The organism is Herpetosiphon llansteffanensis, assembly GCF_003205875.1.
Classification (GTDB): domain Bacteria; phylum Chloroflexota; class Chloroflexia; order Chloroflexales; family Herpetosiphonaceae; genus Herpetosiphon; species Herpetosiphon llansteffanensis.
The window spans coordinates 220,007-237,336 of record NZ_PUBZ01000081.1 but is presented as its reverse complement, the minus strand read 5'-3'; the positions used below and the strand labels follow the sequence as shown (position 1 = coordinate 237,336).

9 protein-coding genes are annotated in these 17,330 nt (G+C 53.9%); 6 read left to right on the top strand and 3 right to left on the bottom strand.

Features of this window, described 5'->3' with window-relative positions; all coding sequences use genetic code 11:
- The first annotated feature begins 170 nt into the window (after positions 1–170).
- On the top strand, positions 171–743 hold the full coding sequence (locus tag C5S61_RS26585) for a hypothetical protein (protein ID WP_124033404.1): 573 nt from the start codon (positions 171–173) through the stop codon (positions 741–743).
- 2 nt (positions 744–745) lie between these two features.
- Positions 746–1,192 carry a hypothetical protein gene (locus C5S61_RS07755; RefSeq protein WP_110514494.1) on the top strand — a complete coding sequence of 149 codons (447 nt, stop codon included), beginning with the start codon at positions 746–748 and terminating at the stop codon, positions 1,190–1,192.
- A gap of 32 nt (positions 1,193–1,224) precedes the next feature.
- Here the strand turns inward: C5S61_RS07755 and C5S61_RS07750 are convergent, their stop codons facing one another.
- Together C5S61_RS07750 and C5S61_RS07745 are read right to left on the bottom strand one after the other, a co-directional pair.
- Positions 1,225–1,578: a VOC family protein gene (locus tag C5S61_RS07750; protein WP_110514493.1), complete on the bottom strand. Its 354-nt coding sequence runs from the start codon at positions 1,576–1,578 to the stop codon at positions 1,225–1,227.
- A complete protein-coding gene (locus C5S61_RS07745) occupies positions 1,547–2,026 on the bottom strand; it encodes a MarR family winged helix-turn-helix transcriptional regulator (protein WP_205701374.1) in 480 nt (159 codons plus the stop codon). Before C5S61_RS07745 ends, C5S61_RS07750 begins: the two co-directional genes overlap by 32 nt.
- A 133-nt stretch (positions 2,027–2,159) precedes the next feature.
- Here C5S61_RS07745 and C5S61_RS07740 point away from each other — a divergent pair, with 133 nt between their 5' ends.
- Together C5S61_RS07740 and C5S61_RS07735 are read left to right on the top strand one after the other, a co-directional pair.
- Positions 2,160–2,486: a hypothetical protein gene (locus tag C5S61_RS07740; RefSeq protein ID WP_110514491.1), complete on the top strand. Its 327-nt coding sequence runs from the start codon at positions 2,160–2,162 to the stop codon at positions 2,484–2,486.
- A gap of 27 nt (positions 2,487–2,513) precedes the next feature.
- Positions 2,514–2,732 carry a hypothetical protein gene (locus tag C5S61_RS07735; RefSeq protein ID WP_110514490.1) on the top strand — a complete coding sequence of 73 codons (219 nt, stop codon included), beginning with the start codon at positions 2,514–2,516 and terminating at the stop codon, positions 2,730–2,732.
- Here the strand turns inward: C5S61_RS07735 and C5S61_RS07730 are convergent, their stop codons facing one another.
- On the bottom strand, positions 2,733–4,025 hold the full coding sequence (locus C5S61_RS07730; protein ID WP_110514489.1) for an NAD(P)/FAD-dependent oxidoreductase: 1,293 nt from the start codon (positions 4,023–4,025) through the stop codon (positions 2,733–2,735).
- Between the two features lie 195 nt (positions 4,026–4,220).
- Here C5S61_RS07730 and C5S61_RS07725 point away from each other — a divergent pair, with 195 nt between their 5' ends.
- Together C5S61_RS07725 and C5S61_RS07720 are read left to right on the top strand one after the other, a co-directional pair.
- Complete coding sequence (locus tag C5S61_RS07725) at positions 4,221–4,859, top strand: hypothetical protein (RefSeq protein WP_110514488.1); 639 nt, start codon at positions 4,221–4,223, stop codon at positions 4,857–4,859.
- A gap of 187 nt (positions 4,860–5,046) precedes the next feature.
- Positions 5,047–17,310, top strand: a complete 12,264-nt coding sequence (locus C5S61_RS07720; RefSeq protein WP_110514487.1) for a non-ribosomal peptide synthetase/type I polyketide synthase — start codon at positions 5,047–5,049, stop codon at positions 17,308–17,310.
- The last annotated feature ends 20 nt before the right edge of the window (positions 17,311–17,330 follow it).

Genomic DNA, 17,330 nt, shown 5'->3' with positions numbered 1-17,330 from the left:
ATTGAGCAAGGGTATGGTATAGTGCATCAATTAGCTCCACGAGTCACTTTCCATCATTAATGGTAGCAGAGATTGAGGATAGTATGCAGCACATCACCACTGAACTGTATCAAACCTGTAATGGTTGATTAGGTTATCAATCGTGGCATTCCTTCGCCCCAGCCACTTCTATGGATCGGTTTTCACTGCGCACCACGCATCCGCAGGTTCATCAACGCATGCGGTTTGGTCGCGGATTGTCCTTGAGGGGGTGCAGGGGGATTAAAGCCCCCTGCGTCTCCCGCCTTGAGGCGGGACGGAAGGGTGGTGAGCAATCCATCGATGAACAACGAACCCTTGGATGCTCTGGAAAGAGTATTGTTAATGCTACGAACCATTACACAAACCCGCTACACCAGCGAGCCACATTTGATGTTAATGTCTGGGAGCGTGTTCTAGCGCTAGAGGAAACTCCAACCATCGTTCCCTTCCTGATGTGCCCCGATGATTGTGATTTTTCGTGTACGATCATCGTGGTCGAAGTTATCGCAAGTGCCACCACAGTGAGCTGGCAACGAGTCGGCTATGCTGTTGGTGAAACAGCATATGAAACACTCGATGAAATGCCTGCGTCGCGGCTTAATGCCATTGATTGGTTAGAGACCGATACAACTTGGCACTTTGAGCGCACAGCTTATATCAAGGCGATTCAAGCATTTGCTCCGCCTGAGTTGAATGTTTGTTTAAATTTATCGAGAGAATAATTATGTCAAATAAATACCTGCGTTGGCTGAGCTTTAGCTGCTTGCTCGTGAGCCTGAGTGCTTGCCAAACGCGCGATCGCGTCATTCCTGCTACGCCATTGCTGGTAACCGCAATTCCAGCAGCGCTATTTCTGCAACTTCAACCAAATGTGCCATGGCCAGAGCCAGCAGCAGTTACGAGTGGCGTGCTCAATATTCAGGATGGCTGTCTGCGCTTAGTATCGCCGCACAATCCCCAAGGCTATGCCGTGATTTGGAAGGCGACGCTAACGTTTGATGGCATCAGCGTCCGCGATCTGCAAACGAATGCCCAAACCAAGCTTGGTACGGCGGTAACCCTCGGCGGCGGCATGGTGGGTGCTGATTATCTGGCCCGTTTGAAGCAACCCCATGATCATCCATGTTCGCCGCCGTATTGGTTTGCCACCCATATTCCAGCCAGCAACTAATATGCTGTATGCCAATTAATTCAACTGGCTATTTAGCAAAGCACCTCAATCACAAAGCCGCCAGGAGCCGTGAAATAAAACGTCCACGAGCCATGGGCCTTATGTGGCGCTTCGACATCGAACCCATCAGCGCGCAGGCGTTGGTTAATCTCGTTAACTCGCTCTTCGCTTGGCTGAATAAAGCCAATGTGGAACGAGCCAGGATAGCGGACTTCGCTTTCCTTCGCCAATTTCATATGCGTCAACGAAAGCACCATGCCCGACTCGTCGCTGAGAAAGCCCATATTTTTGTTGGTACCAAGGTCTTGGAGGCCAAAATAGGTTTGGAGAAACTGGTGAGCCGCCGTCACGTCATCAACCGTCAGATTCAGATGATTGAGTTTCATCAGCGTTTGTCTCCTCAGACGTTTCAAGTAGTTGGCGCAACTGGTGCAACCTGCCAAAGGTCTCGTTTAGTGCGGCGAGATCCTGGTTTGCGACCACATGGCTGGCCCATTGGGCTTGGCGTTGAGCCACATCATCCAGCGCTGCCCGACCTTTGGGCGTAAGCTCCATCAGCCGCGAACGACGATGATGTGGGTTATCGGCATAGACAATAAAGCCGTCCTTGAACAAGCCCTCGGCAGTTTGGCGCACAGTTTGGCGCGTCAGGCCCATTGTGCGGGCCACATGGGCCACCGAGATCGGGCCATGTTCGACCACCCCAAGCACTTGCCAGCGTGCGCTACTCAAGCCAACCGGCCCAGTCAAACGATCGCCAACCGCCAACAACACCCCGTTCAAGCGAAATATCTCAAGAATGAGTTTGGTAAAAACGTCAGCCTGTGAATTCATATCTTGCATAATGACAATATTTTACCATTGTGACAGGTTACTGTCAATAAAAATACCATGCTCAATCCGCAAATTTGCTATACTCTGCTGGCTATGCAGCGCATGAGTCATTAATTGATTGGAGCTAAGGGCAATGTACAACGTACCGCACGCTGATAAACCCTCAAACTGGCTGGTTCTTTTAACTGATGGGTTAACGCTCGTAGTATTCGTTGTGAGCATCATCATCTGGATATTAATCGAAGATCAACGCTGGTATGGGATCGATTCAAAAGCACTTATTGGCTCAGAGCTGGCGTTCTATCAGCAATGGCATTATCTAAAATATGTTGAATTAGGTGTAGCGCTTTGCTTAGCCGTATATTCATTCGCCAAACGGCGTAGTTTGCGGCTACGCGAACGGATCTACTGGCTGCTGCCGGTTGGGCTACTTTGGGTTTATTGGATTCAAATGCGCTAGTAATGCCTCGGCTTGGAGCAAAAAATCATGCTTGCACACTTGCTGATCATTGTTCGATTTTTGATAGAGCATCGACAAAAGCCAGCATTTGGCGTGGAATGGCAGACAAATCCAAGATTTAGCTCATTTAATTGTGCTATTTGGCTGATTTATTTCACTGAACAGCGTTCGATTATTGACTATATATCGAAAAGCTTAAAAAACCAGCGCCAACAGATTGATGTTGGCGCTGATACACTGGATTGATTATTTGGTTGTGGCTTGACGATGCTCAAGCGCTGGGGCCAGATCAACAGCGCCTGGTTTGCGATTAGCAGTAATCAAACGAATCGCTTGATCATAGAAGAAGTAATTGTAGGCCCAGTTTATTAAGACGACCACTCGATTACGGAAGCCAACTAGGCTCATCAAGTGAATGAAGAGCCAGACAACCCAAGCCGGAAAGCCCCAAAACTGGAGACCAAAAATATAGGCGACCGCAGCATTACGCCCAATCGTAGCCATCGAGCCGCGATCACGATAGACAAAGTTGCTGGTTGAGCGACCTTCGCTGTGTTGCAGAATGTTTTTTGCTGCCGTCACCGCTTGTTGAATCGCAACAGGCGCAACTTGCGGCAAGGGCTTGCCCGCCTGTTCGATATAGGCCAAATCGCCAACGATATAAACCGCCGGATCATCGGCTAGGCTCAGGTCGGGCTGCACTTGAACGCGATTGCCGCGCACCAAGGCCAACTCAAGGCTTTGGGCCAACGTAACCCCTTGCACCCCAGCCGCCCAAATCAGGGTGTGGGTAGGAATCACTTCACCGCCTTTAAGTTGTACCTGATCGGCACTAGCGCCCTCAACCGCCGTATTTAAGCGCACATCAACACCCATTTGCTCTAGGCGGTGCAAGGTTTTTTGCTGCAAGCGTTTTGGAAACATGCCCAGCACTTTATCGGTGGCTTCGAGCAAAATCACCTGTACCTGACGATTTTCGAGCTGCGGAAAATCGCGTACCAACACATGCTTAACCAGTTCGCGAATCGCCCCTGCCAATTCGACTCCGGTTGGGCCGCCGCCAACCACCACGAAGGTGTGTAAAGCTTGGCGCACCTTGGGGTCGGATTCGTAGGCAGCGCGTTCGAAGGTACTTAATAAATGGTTGCGCAACTGTTCAGCATCGTTTAAATTTTTCAGGCCAAAGCTATATTGCTCAAGCTCGCGATTGCCAAAATAGTTGGTTTGACCACCAGCAGCGACAATTAAATAATCATAGCTAAAGCTGCCCATCGTGGTATGTACTTGTTTGGCGCTCCGGTCAATTTGCTCGACGCGAGCCATCAAAAAGCGCACACCCTGCCAATTGTGCATAATGCCGCGCACGGGGTAGGCAATTTGCTCTGGTTCCAAGCCAGCAGTCGCCACTTGATACAGCAACGGTTGAAAACAATGATAATTTTGTTGATCGATTAATAATACATCGAGGTTTTTGCCAGCTAAGGTTTTGGCAGCCCGCAGGCCAGCAAACCCAGCCCCAATAATAATAACTTTTTGCATTTTCGGCCTCCTGTTGTTACCGCACGTTGTCGATTCTACACCTTTGTGAAGTAAATAACAATAGGTAATTTGTACGATTTTTCACATAATGTTCAACAACATACTTGAATAAGGCACTTTTTACGCCAAGAAGCGCTATACTGATGCTGATCGAAACGTTAATTTTCTATGAGGCGAATGAAGAAGGGAGCAAGAATGCGCTGGTATTACGTTGGAATACTGCTGTTTGGGTTAGTTAGTGGCTGTACTTCGGAGCGCGATCGGGTTGCGCCAATTGTCATACCGAATGTGGTTGCGGACTTATGTGTGCTGTCGCCATCGCATCGCTATGTGATTGCCCACACCTATAACCCCGATCTGTTGCCGAATGACGATCACCCACAGATTCAGCTATTTGATCTTACGACCACGCTCGCCATCACGATTCCGCTGGCTCCTGAGGCGTATCCCGATGAGCGGCTATCACTCACGTGGTATCCCGATGATGTACTCTTGGTCGAAGACCGCTGGTTGTATGATATTCATCATAACATTATCACTGACACCACGACCCTGCCCAAGCCGCTGCCACCAACACCCTATCAGTTTGATGTTCCGCAATGGAATCCATCACCCGACGGGCGCTATGTTGCCAGTGGCGCAAAGATTTGGGAACGCGATCCGGTGACTGGCGGGCCAGGTACAATCGTGATTGATCTGCCGAATGAATCGTATACCGAAGGCTGTTACAATGCATGGAGTGCGGATAGTCGCAGCTATTATTTCCTCGATTGGGAGACCGTGGGGCCACGCCAATCAGCACCTGGGCCAATTCGCAAAATTACGCTACCTTAATAAAATAAGCAACAGCTCCAAAGGCAGAGACACCACTCATCAGCAAGCTTGTGGTATCCTCTTAAAATAAAAATCGCTGCGCCGCCCATTGTACGCTGATACATGTCCAGAACCTTGGTCATTTCCATGAGAACGGCAATCCTGTTATCAACGTCTTTTCGAGGAAGGCTCTACTGGAGAATGACGCATGGTCGCTGATTTGTTGTCGCGCACTATTCGGACGCTGCCTGATCTGCTGCGAGCTAGCGCAGAAACCACGCCCGACCAAGTGATTATTCATCGTACCGCAGCTGACCACGAACAGGCGATCAGCTATCGCGAACTGTATATAACGGCGCAACAAGTCGCGGCGGAGCTTGGTCGCAATGGGCTGGTTGCAGGCCAAGTGTTGTTAATTGCGCTCGAAGCAAGTGCCGATTTTCTGGCTGGCTTTTGGGGCGCAATCCTCGCTGGCTTAATTCCCGCCCCGCTTGCCGCCGAACCAGAACGCATTCTGGCAATCTGGCAGACACTCGATCAACCAGCGCTGCTTGCTAGCGCCGCTGTTGGCGAGGCATTGGTTGCTCAAGTCTCGTCATTGCAGCACGAACAACAGGCGCTGGCTGGGCCATGGGCAAGCGCAACGGTTCAACTATTGCGATCAAGCGTCACAGCTAGCGCAAAGCCACCAGCAACAGGCGATCTCGCGTATCTCCAATTTTCCTCGGGGAGCACTGGCGCGCCACGGGGCATCGAACTGACCCACGCTGGGCTGCTGGCCAATTTGCGTCAAATGGGCAGTGCCTGTGCGATTGATGCCGACGATTGCGTCGTCAGTTGGATGCCATATTATCACGATATGGGCCTGATTGCCGCCCACTTGTTGCCGCTAGCAGCTGGGATTAAACAGGTCAAAATTGATGAATTTTATTTTGCCCGCCGCCCAGCCAGCTGGTTAGAACAAACCCATCGCCATCGAGCCACGTTGTTGACAGCAGCCCCCTTTGCCTTAGATTTGGTGACGCGACGAGTTAAGCAAGAACAATTGGCTGGGCTTGATTTGAGCTGTGTGCGGTTGTTGATTGTTGGCGCAGAGCCAATTGTGCCCGATCGTTGTCGGGCGTTTATTAGCCATGTGGCTGCGACAGGCTTTGCGGCGCAGGCCCTGCTACCAGTGTATGGCTTGGCTGAAGCGAGCGTTGGGGTTACGCTATCGCCGCTTGGCACTGGCATGCAGACCCACCTGGTTGATCGCCAGCTGCTGATTCACGAAGCGCGAGCAAGTATCGTTGCTGAACCAATCAATCCAAACGATCAAACAAACTATTTAGAGCTGGTTGATGTTGGCGTGCCGATTCCCGATTGCCATGTGCGGATCGTCGATGATGCTGATCAGTCACTTGCAGCTAATCGCGTTGGCCATATTCAGGTTGCAGGGCCGCAGTTGATGCGCGGTTATTATCGCAGCAACGATCCGGCGGCAGCGTTTTGTGATGGTTGGCTACGTACCGGCGACCTTGGTTTTCTGCATAACGGACGCTTGGTTATTACTGGGCGAGCCAAGGAAATTGTGATTGTTAATGGCCACAAGCACCATGCGCCCGACCTTGAAGCACTTGCAAGCAGCATCAAAGGGCTGAATCCAAAACGCATCGCCGTGTGTGGGGTTGGCGGGCTGGGCAATCGCCAAGAGCGCGTGGTTGTTTTTTTGGCGCTGAACGCTTGGCAATCAGTGCTGCCTGCCATTAATGAGCTGATTCGCGCTATGCGCCGCACCACAGGCACGACTGCAATTGAGATTGTGCCGCTGCGCGCTAGCCAGTTTCCGCGCACAACTAGCGGCAAAATCAGACGCACTGAGTTGCGCCAACGCTATCAAGCAGGCGAGTTTAGCAGCCTGACTGCCGCAGTCCAAACAGCGTTGGCAGAACACAACCAGCCAGCGGCCAGCATGGCTCCCGCCAGCATCGAACAAATAATCATCACGCTTTGTGGCCAGATCATCGGCATTGATCCAAGCCAGATTGGGCTGCACGATTCAGTGTTTGATTTGGGCGCTACATCATTGCAATTGATGGATCTGTTGGCGGCGATTGGCGATCGCTTTAATGTCGAGCCTGATGTTGCTGCGCTGCGCCAACAGCCAACGCCAGCTGGCCTCGCTGCTTGGCTGCAAGCACAATCATTAATTATGTCAACAAGAAATATCAAACAGGAGCCAATCCAGCGCCAGCGTACCACCACGCCTGAGCCAATCGCCATTATTGGCATGGCCTGTCGGCTGCCCGATGCAGCAACACCTGAACAATTTTGGGCCAATCTGGTGGCTGGGGTCGATAGCGTTGGGCAGCTGCCACGCCAACGGCGCGATGGGCTAGCCAGCCCTGCACCATCTGGCCAAGCTTGGGGCAGCCAATTAGATGCTGTGAGTTATTTTGATCCAAGCTTTTTTAAGCTTAGCCCTGCCGAAGCAGCAGCGATGGACCCGCAACAGCGCATCCTTTTGGAATTGGCCTACCACGCCCTTGAACGTGCTGGCTATGCAGCATGGCGGAGAGAAAATCGGCGGGTTGGCGTATTTATTGGCGTTGGCGAGGCAGCATATCAAGAGCTGTTGCTGCCGCTAGTAGCAAATAGCGAACAAATACACCCATCAACGGCAACGGGCAACATGCGCAACCTGATTGCCGGACGGATTGCCCATTGTCTTGATTTGAATGGCCCAGCCATAGCAATCGATACTGCCTGCTCATCGACTTTAGTTGCATTGCATTTGGCACGCACCAGCCTCTTGGTCGGCGATTGTGATCTGGCGATTGTTGGCGGGATAAATCTTAACCTGACTGAAACGCCGTTTCAGCTGCTCGAGCGGGCTGGAGCACTCTCGCCAAGCGGGCGTTGCCGCGCCTTCGATGATGCAGCCGATGGAATTGTGCTTGGTGAAGGGGCTGGAATCTTAATTATTGAGCGCCTAACCAAGGCCCAACACCATGGCGATAGCGTGATGGCGTTGATTCGCGGCTCGGCAGTGAATAATGATGGCCGCTCGCTCAGCCCGATGGCTCCCAATCCGTTGCGCCAAGCAGAAGCCCTGCGTCAAGCTTATGCTGAGGCCCAGATCGATCCGGCAAGTGTTTCGTATATTGAGGCCCATGGCACGGGCACAGCAATTGGCGACCCAACTGAGGCCCGCTCATTGGCCCAAATCTTTCCGCCTACGACGAATGCAGCGCCACGCTTGATTGGCTCGGTCAAAACCAACGTCGGCCATTTGCTCAACGCTGCAGGCATCCCTGCGCTGATCAAAGTAATTTTGATGTTGCAGCAACGCCAAATTCCGCCAACCCTGCACTATTCAAAACCCAATCATCGCTTTGAACTGGAGCCTGCTGGCATGGCGATTAACCCGACACTGCAAGCGTGGCAGGGGCCGCACCCACTGCGAGCTGGGGTCAATAGCTTTGGCTTTGGTGGCACAAATGCCCATATCATTCTTGAGGAGCCGCCACCAGCGCCAGTAGCTGAAAGTACCGAGGCTGCGCTCCAGCTCATTCCGATTTCGGCGCGCAACGAACAAGCATTGCGCGAACTTGCTGCTGAATTGGCTACACGGATTCGATCTGATCAATCGTTATGTGTAGCAGACTTGTATTTCAGTTTAGCAGAGCGCGAAGTATTTGCCCAGCGAGCAGCCATTGTTAGCGCAGATCTGGCAGCGGTGGCCACGAGCTTGGAGCATTACGCTGCTGGCACTGCTGAACCAAGTTTGTTAGTTGGGCCGCTCATACCCAAACGGCGCAAAGTGGCGCTGCTGTTTGCAGGCCAAGGCGCGCAATATCCGCAACAAGGGGCGGTGCTCTACCACCAAGCAGCAGTGTTTAAGGCCACATTTGATGCCGCCTCAGCCCAACTTGGCTTGATCAAAGGTCGAACGCTACTTGAATGGTGTTTTGCTGCTGAAGTTGAAAGTGCAGATTTAGCTGATACCGAAGTTACCCAACCGCTGCTGGTTGCCTTTGAAGTTGCCTTAGCGCGGCAGCTGCTTCGTTGGGGCCTCACGCCCGATGCGGTTGTGGGTCATAGTGTTGGCGAACTTGCGGCAGCATGCATTGCAGGTGCGCTGAGTTTTGAGGCAGTTTTGGAGTTGGCGCGAGCACGTGGCCAACTCATGGCAAGTTTGGCCGAGCCGGGCATGATGGCAGCAGTATTGGCGCCCGAAGCGCTGGTTGCTGCGCTGGTGGCCCAACAACTAGAGCCAATCAGCATTGCTGCCTACAACACACCAAATCAAGTAGTCATTTCTGGCCAGAGCGCAGCGGTCAAACGCACCTTAGAGCAGCTAGAGCGTGATGGCTTTAATGCAGTCATCGTTAATCAGAGCATGGCCTATCACTCGCCCTTGACGCAGCCCGCTGTCCAAGCCATCGCCGAGGCAGCGAGTGCGCTTGAGCCAACAATTCCAGCCATTCCATTGTTGAGTACCGTCACGGTTGAATGGATGCGCGGCCCTGCTAAACTCGATGCTAGCTACTGGGCAAGCCAAGTTGTTGAACCAGTACGTTTTGCTCCAGCCCTCAAGCAGCTGATTGCTGAAGGCTTCGATACCTTTATTGAGATTGGGCCAAGTAGCACGTTGGCGGCTTTTGCGCGGCAAATGCTGGCAAGCCATGAGCCTGGCTGGAGTGTTGAGGCGCTCCTGCGCCGTGGCGAGGATGATCACGCCACAATTCACAGCGCAATCGGGCGCTTGTGGGTGCAGGGCGTTGATTTCGATTTGCCAGCGCTGGCAAGCACAACTGGGCGACGAGTGCTGTTGCCAAATTATCCCTTTGCGCGAGAACGTCATTGGTTGCCAACCTCACAACGGCTGTTGCCAACAGCACAAGCGCTTGAATTGCGGCCAGCAACCGACCAACCAGCCAATTTGCACGGCCAGCAGATCAGCGCAGTCAGTTTGCAAGCGACCCCAAACGGCTATCGTTTGCAACTCAAGGCCGCCGATGGCCAGATATTGCTTGCCCTAAATGATTTGAGCAACGCTGAAGCCCCGCAACCAGCTTTTGCGCCAGCCTTATTGCAACAACTGGCTTGGCAACCGACGACACTCCCAGCCAAAGCAACGCAGCCAATCGAACGCTGGATTCTCGTCGCCAAGCACGATCATGGGCTGGCCAAGCAGCTGGCTGCAATGCTCAACGCCAACAATCAACCCTGCGTGCTCACCAACAGCGAATCGCTGGCAACGCAGCTGGCAACGCTCAACGCTCAGCACTATGGCATGATTGTGTTGGCTGATTGGACTACACCATCCGACCAGCCCTCCACTACTGGCGTTTTAGACCTTTTAGCACTCAGCAAATCGTTGCTGGCCCAGCCGAAAGCAGCTCAGCCAGCAGGCTTGTGGGTTGTTACTGCTGGAGCCTACCCAATTGAGCAGCAAGCGCAACTTGCACCTGAGCAAGCATTAATTGCAGGCTTGGCGGCGGCCTTGCAGGATCAGCACCTTGGCGTGGCATGCGTGGCGCTTGATCTGGCGCTGAATGCTGAGGCTGCTGCGCAACTCCAAGCGCTTGCCCATGAGTTGCAGGCCCAACCAAACAACGCTGTGGTGGCATGGCGTAACGGCAAACGCCTAGCTCGTGAATTAGCACCCTTGCCAGCGATCACAACTAGCAGCAAACCAGCAGAAATGCCAGGCCGCGTAATTGTGATCGTTGGTGGTGCTGGTGGAGTTGGCGCACAGCTGGCCCGCCATTTAGCAACGAAGAACCAACCAACGTTACTTCTGCTTGGCCGCGCTGCGCTTGACCAAGACCGCCAAACATTACTTGCTGAACTTACAGCTTTAGGTGCAACTGCCCACTATCGCCAAGTTGATATTTGCGTTGCTCACGAGGTCGAGCAGCTGATCGCTGAGCTGGCAGCAACCGAGGCTGGCATTTTTGGCGTAATTCAAGCAGCTGGCATTGTCGATGTCGCTTCGCTGCACAGCAAAAGCGCCGAGCAATTTGCGGCAGTGCTTGAGCCAAAAGTCAAGGGCACATGGCTCTTGGCGCGGGCACTTGAGCGCCATCAGCAAAAACCAGCCTTTTTTCTTAATTGCTCGTCGATTGCGGCGGTTGTTCCGGGGCTTGGCGGTGGTATTCCCGATTATGTGGCGGCCAACGCCTTTCTCGACGCATTTGCCGCCAGCGAGCGCCAAGCAGGTCGGGCGATGACAGCTCTCAATTGGGGCGCATGGGATGGGATCGGCTTAGCAGCAACGCCACTGCTGGCCGAGCATTTGCGCCAACGTGGCTTGCCACCCTTGCAGCCAAGCCAAGCGCTGCACGCCTTCGAGCAGGTGCTGTATGCAGATCAGAGCCAGATTGTGATTGTGGCTCCTGCTGAAACCAAACCTCAGCCCCAAGCAACCAGCCAACCCCAAATTAAACGATCATCAGGAGCAATGCTGAATTCAAGCGAGCTTAGCCAGCAAATCCAAGCCTTGGTTGCCAAAGCCCTGAAACTACCAGCAGAGCAGATTCCTGCTGATGCCTCGTTTCTGGCGCTGGGCCTTGATTCGCTGCAAGCTGTCGATTTGGTCAAGCAGCTTGAGCAAGCTACTGGCACGGTTTTGCCATTAACCCTGTTTTTTGAGTTTCAGACGATCAGTGAATTGGCGGCGCATCTGAGTACGTTGCTCAAAACTGAGCAGCCTGCAATTCAAAGCATTGATACTGTTGCGCAGACCATTCCGCAAATCAGCAACAAAACACCATTTCCGCTTGCGCCAGCGCAGATTGCCTTTTACGTTGGGCATCAGCTGTATCCAGCAAGCCCAGCGTTTACGCTCATTCGCCAGCAGATTGCGGGCTTGCTCGATCCAATAGTTTTGCGCGCTGCATTCAGCTATTTGGTGGCGCGGCATCCCATGCTGCGGGCCAAATTCGAGCCTGTTGATCAGGCCCAAGCTGAGCCACGCCAGCGGATCATGGATGCAGAGTTGCTGCCGCCCAGCATGTGGTTTGAGCAGCGTGAGGCTCCAACGGATCGGGCAGCATTCGAACAACACTTGGCGCATTATCAATTTGATCTGCTTAACGTGCCGCTGTTTCGGGTTGTACTCTGCAGCGATGCAGCTGATGGTTGGCATTTGTATGTGCTGCTGCATCATAGTATTGCTGATGGCTGGAGCACCAGCATTCTGCTTGATGAGCTTTGGCAGGTCTATACCAAACTGGTTCAAAAACAGCCAATTGCGTTGCCAGCACTGACTGCGAGCTTTGAACAATATGTCATCCAAACGCTGCAAACAGCAGCAAGCCAGCAAGCAAGTGCAGATCGCACTTGGTGGCAAGCACTGTTGCGCCAGCATCGCGCCGCTCTCTCGTGGTCGCTACCAAACGATGCGCCTGCAGAGCAAGCAAGCGTCCAGCCAATTGGCAGCATCCATCGTCAATTGGCTGCAACAACGAGCATGCAACTGCGCCAGCATGCAGCAAGCATCGATGTTTCACTCTTTCATCTATTGTTGGCAATCTATGCCCGTCAGCTAGCGGCTTGGAGCCAAACCAACGCCATCGCGATCAACGTGGCAGAGCATGGGCGCGGCATTCGCTTAACTGGAATCGAGCAAATCGTTGGCTGTTGCGCCGATCATTTGCCCTTGCCCTTGGAGCTTGAAGCCAATCAGCAGATCGACGATCTTGCGGTCACAATTCGCGATCAATGGGCGCAAATTCAACAGCATGCCACAGTTTCGGCGCTTGATTTAGCGCGCTTGGCGGGAGTTCGCCAGCAGACAGGGCCGCGCGCGCCAGGTGCAGCCTCGTTTAGTCTGGCTCGCTTTCCCGCGAGTTTGCCCGCCGATTGCCCAATTGCCATCGAAGCTCTGACGGCCAGCACAGCCACCGCAGCAACCAAGCTCTCGTTGCTTATTTCCGAAGTCAATGGCCAGCTACAAACCACGTGGATGTATGCAACGGCGGCATTTCAAAGCCAAACCATCGCGCAACTGGCCGATAGCTATCAACGAGAACTTGCGGCGCTTGGACAACCAACCACGATCCAGCACGCATTCCAAGCGAGTGTGCCAACATCGTTGCCAACCATTGAGCCAAACTTGTTGACTCCAGCTCGCATTCTGGCCCAATGCTTGCGATACCCAGAGCGAATCGCGGTCAAGGCCGATGGAGTAACGCTGACCTACGCCCAACTTGCCAGTAGCGCCGCTCTGGTTGCGCGCTGGCTCTTAGACAATGGTGCGAGGCCCAATCAGCCAGTTGGTTTGCTAACCCAGCCAACAATTGCCAGTGTTGTTGGAATTGTTGGCGCACTCTGGGCGGGCGTGCCATGGCTGGGCTTGAACGCGAGCTATCCATTACGTCAACTTGAAACCCAGCTTAATCAAGCAAATGTACAATTGTTGCTCTACCACCAGCAAACTACCGAGCTTGCGCAACAACTGCAAATCAGCGCGGCCAACCAGCTTGGGTTGCTCGATCTCGATCAGTTGCTGCAAACGCCGTTTGAGCCAGCATTAACGCCTCAGATCGCCAACCCCAAACCAGACGATTTGGCCTATATTATGTTTACTTCTGGCTCAACTGGCCAGCCAAAAGGCGTGCCGATTAGCCAGCGCTCACTTGCCAATTATCTCTACTGGCTGGTCGAACGCTTTGCCTATGGCCCCAACGATCGGCTGCTCCAGACCGCTGCGCTCAGTTTTGATGCTGCAATCAGCCAAATTCTTGGCCCGCTCACTGCTGGCGGCAGCGTCATTATGCTTGCGCCGCTGGTTGTGCGCGATCCGATTGGCTTATTAGAAGCGCTTGAGCGTGAGCGTCCAACGATTTGGCGCTCGGTGCCAGCGCTGTGGGCAAGCCTGATTACGACGATTGAGCGCAGAATTGCCGAGGGTCAAGCGCCCCCAGCCTTGGCAGAGCTACGGTTAATTGGGGTTGGTGGCGAAGCGCTACCCGCCAGCTATGTTCGCCGCTGGATGGATATGTATGGCCAGCGCCAGCAAATTGTGAATCATTATGGGCCAACCGAAGCGACGATCAACGCAACCGCCTATCTGGTTGAGCAACGGCCTAGCGCGACGAGCACGCACATTCCGATTGGCAAACCAATCAGCGGAATCATTACGCGGGTGCTCGATCAGCAGGGCAAGCTCTGCCCTGCCTTGACAGCTGGCGAGTTATATATCGGCGGCATTGGGCTGGCGACTGGCTACCTTGGGCGGCCCGATCTCACAGCACGCCAATTCGTGCCCGATCCAGTGGGTTCAGGTGCACGCTTGTATCGCACTGGCGATTTGGTGCGCGAGCTTGCCGACGGCAATTTGGTGTTTATCGGTCGCGCCGATGAGCAGATAAAGCTACGTGGCTACCGAATTGAGCCAGCAGAAATCGAGGCGGTGCTGCATGAGCATCCCGCGATTGCAAAAGCCGCTGTTTGTCTCGTAGCTGAGGCTGAGCAACCGACTCTTGTCGCCTATCTGGAGACTAAGACAAGCTTGCCAAGCGATGCTGAGTTGCGGCGCTGGCTGGCAAAACGCTTGCCGCCGCAGATGATTCCGCAGCGTTTTCTTGGCTTAGCAACCCTGCCAACCACCAGTTCGGGCAAGCTTGATCGTGGCCAACTGGGCCAATTACCAATGCCAGCGCCAAGCAGCGGGGAGCATGGCGCACTGCCCGAAACACCAAGCGAGCTGCTGGTTGCTGAAATTTGGCAAACTGTGCTGAAACTGCCAAGCGTCAATCGCGATGCAGATTTCTTTGAATTGGGCGGCGATTCACTATTGTTGATCCAAGTGTTGACCCGCTTGGAAGGCCGTGTGCCAGTGCTGCCACGGGCGGCCACATTGTATCAACACAGCACGCTCGCCAGTTTTGCCCAAGCTTTAGATGCAGCAAATAGTAATCAGCAGCCCCAGCAAGCTGAGCATTCGGCGCATGTGCGGGCTGCCCACGAACCTTTTGCGCTGACTCCAGCCCAAATTGGCTTTATGCTGACCGAAACGCTCGATCCGGCGGCGGCAACCACCTGGTGCGCGCGGCTAGCAATCAATGGCCCGCTCGATCGAACATTGCTGCAACAAGCCTTGACCTTGCTCGTACAGCGCCATGAGATGTTGCGCGTGCGAATGTTGGTGGATCAACGCCCACCGCGCCAACAAGTCCAAGCCTTGGCTGAACCAATCCAAATCAGCTTCAACGACTTAATCCCAGCGCTGGCGGCAGGGGCGAATGCGACTCAGCTGATTGAGCATTATTGGCACGCAGAACAGGCAGAACGCTTTGAGCTTGATCAGCTGCCGCTGCTGCGGATGCGGGTGCTGCAACTCGCACCAACACGCCATGTTTGGCTGATCGCAGCCCATCACATTATTGGCGATGGTTGGAGCGCATGGATTTTTGGCCAAGAATTGCTGCAAATCTACGATGCCCTTGTGGCTGGCAAAGCGCCAAATCTACCAGCGTTACGCTCAAGCTTCAGTGATTATGTTGCAATGCTTCAGCAACCAAGCAACGCTGCGGCGCTGCATGAACATTATTGGCGCAGCACATTTGGCCAAGCCTATCAGCGCCCACTGCTTCAAGCACGCAATTCCGTTCAAGTAAGCGCGCCGTTGATTGAGAGCCAGATACTGCCAGCAACAATGCTCGGCCAACTGCGCCACGTTGCAGCATCGGCGGGCTTGACTCCGTATCTATTGCTGTTGAGCGTGTTTATTCAGCAGCTGCGCCAATTAACCGGCGTTGATGACCTTGTGATCGGCACTGCCCATGCTGGCCGCGACCTAGCGCTGCCCGATATTGAGCGGATATTTGGCTGTTTTGCGACCGCGCTGCCAATTCGTTTCAGCCATAGCCAGCCCGCTTCGTCGGCACAGGTGTTGTTAGCACCAGTTGCCCAGGCATTCCGCAACGCCTATCAGCATACGCTGCCCCCAAGCGAGATCGTACGCCTGATTGGCACGAACAACGGCAATGCAGCAATAACCGCGACTGGTGCACAATTCTTCTTCACCTATCTCGATTTTGATGCGCTCGGAACCCTCAGCAGTGAAACGCTAGCGCTCGATTGGGCCAATTCGCACACCGAAATTCAACCGCCACTAGGTGCAACTGAGTTGCTATTTGCCGCCCGCGCTGCCAATGGTGAGTTACGGCTTACGCTACAAGCAGCCCCAACCAAGCTTGATGCTGCAACCCTCCAGCGTTTGCTCGCTGGCATGATTGCAGAGATTAATCTGTTGATTGCCAAACCAAGCTACAGCACGAGCAGCATGATTCAATTTGCTAATCGCCAGCACGATGTGAAAACCACCCCATTAGATGCAGCATTAATCGGCTATTTGCCGCCCAGCAGCAGCATTGCGGCGCTCCTCGGCCTCAAAGGCACTGAATCAACAATTCGCGAACAGCTGCGCAAATTGCTGTTTGCTGATGGAAAACCGCGTTGGGTTGAACTGCTTCAGACCCCAATCGGCGCTTCGGCCATGCTTTGTTTGCCTTGGTTTGCAGAAGAACTACGGCCCGAGCATGCCGCCGATCTCGAAAGCGCGATTGCAGCTGGCATGCTGCTCGCTCAAGCGCGCGGCGCGCGTTGCGTTTCGCTCGCGGGAATGTTGCCAGCGCTGACTGGCTATGGCTTTGGCGTGTTGCGAGCACTAGCGGGCGATCAGCAAGCGCGGCCAGCATTGACAACTGGCCATGCCACAACCGTGGTTGCGGTGAGCCAAACGCTGGAAGCTGCGCTCAAAGCCAGCGGGCGACAGCTGGCTGACAGCGATTTGGCAATGCTTGGGCTTGGTTCAATTGGTCAATCAGTGTTGCAGGTAATTTTACGCAGCTTGCCGCATCCACGCTCGTTGGTGCTCTGCGATACAGCAGCCAATCAGCAGCGGCTCGTCGATTTGGCAGCGCTCATTCGGCAAACAACCGGCTATTCAGGCCCGATTGCGATTGTTGCTGCCGCCGCCAGTGGTGTGCCCGAGGCCGTGTATCAAGCCCAAATCATTGTTGCGGCCACCAGCACAGCGGGCATTATCGAGGTTGAGCGCTTGCAAGCAGGCACGATTCTGGTCGATGATTCGTTTCCGCCATGCCTTGATCCCAAGCGAGCGATTCAGCGCATGCAAACGCGTGGCGATGTGCTGATTGTGGGCGGTGGGCAGTTGGCCTGTGGGCCAAGCCAGCGCACAATCGACCTGCCGCTTGGCGACCATACCGTGCGCGAGCGAATTTTGGCCGAAATTTTGCCCGATGCAGCCGCGAGCTGTCAGCTCGAAGCCTTGTTATGGGCAGCCGATCCAACGCTGCCTTTGACGAGGGGTTTGGTTGAGGTTGAAGCAGCGCTGCGCTATCGCGCTGCGGTGATCAAGGCTGGTTTTGGCCCAGCAGCATTGCATTTACAAGGCTTTTTGCCAAACCCGCAGCTGCTCGCGGAGCACGAAATTGCCCAAACCAGCGACCAGTAGTAACTAAAAGCCGCCGAAGA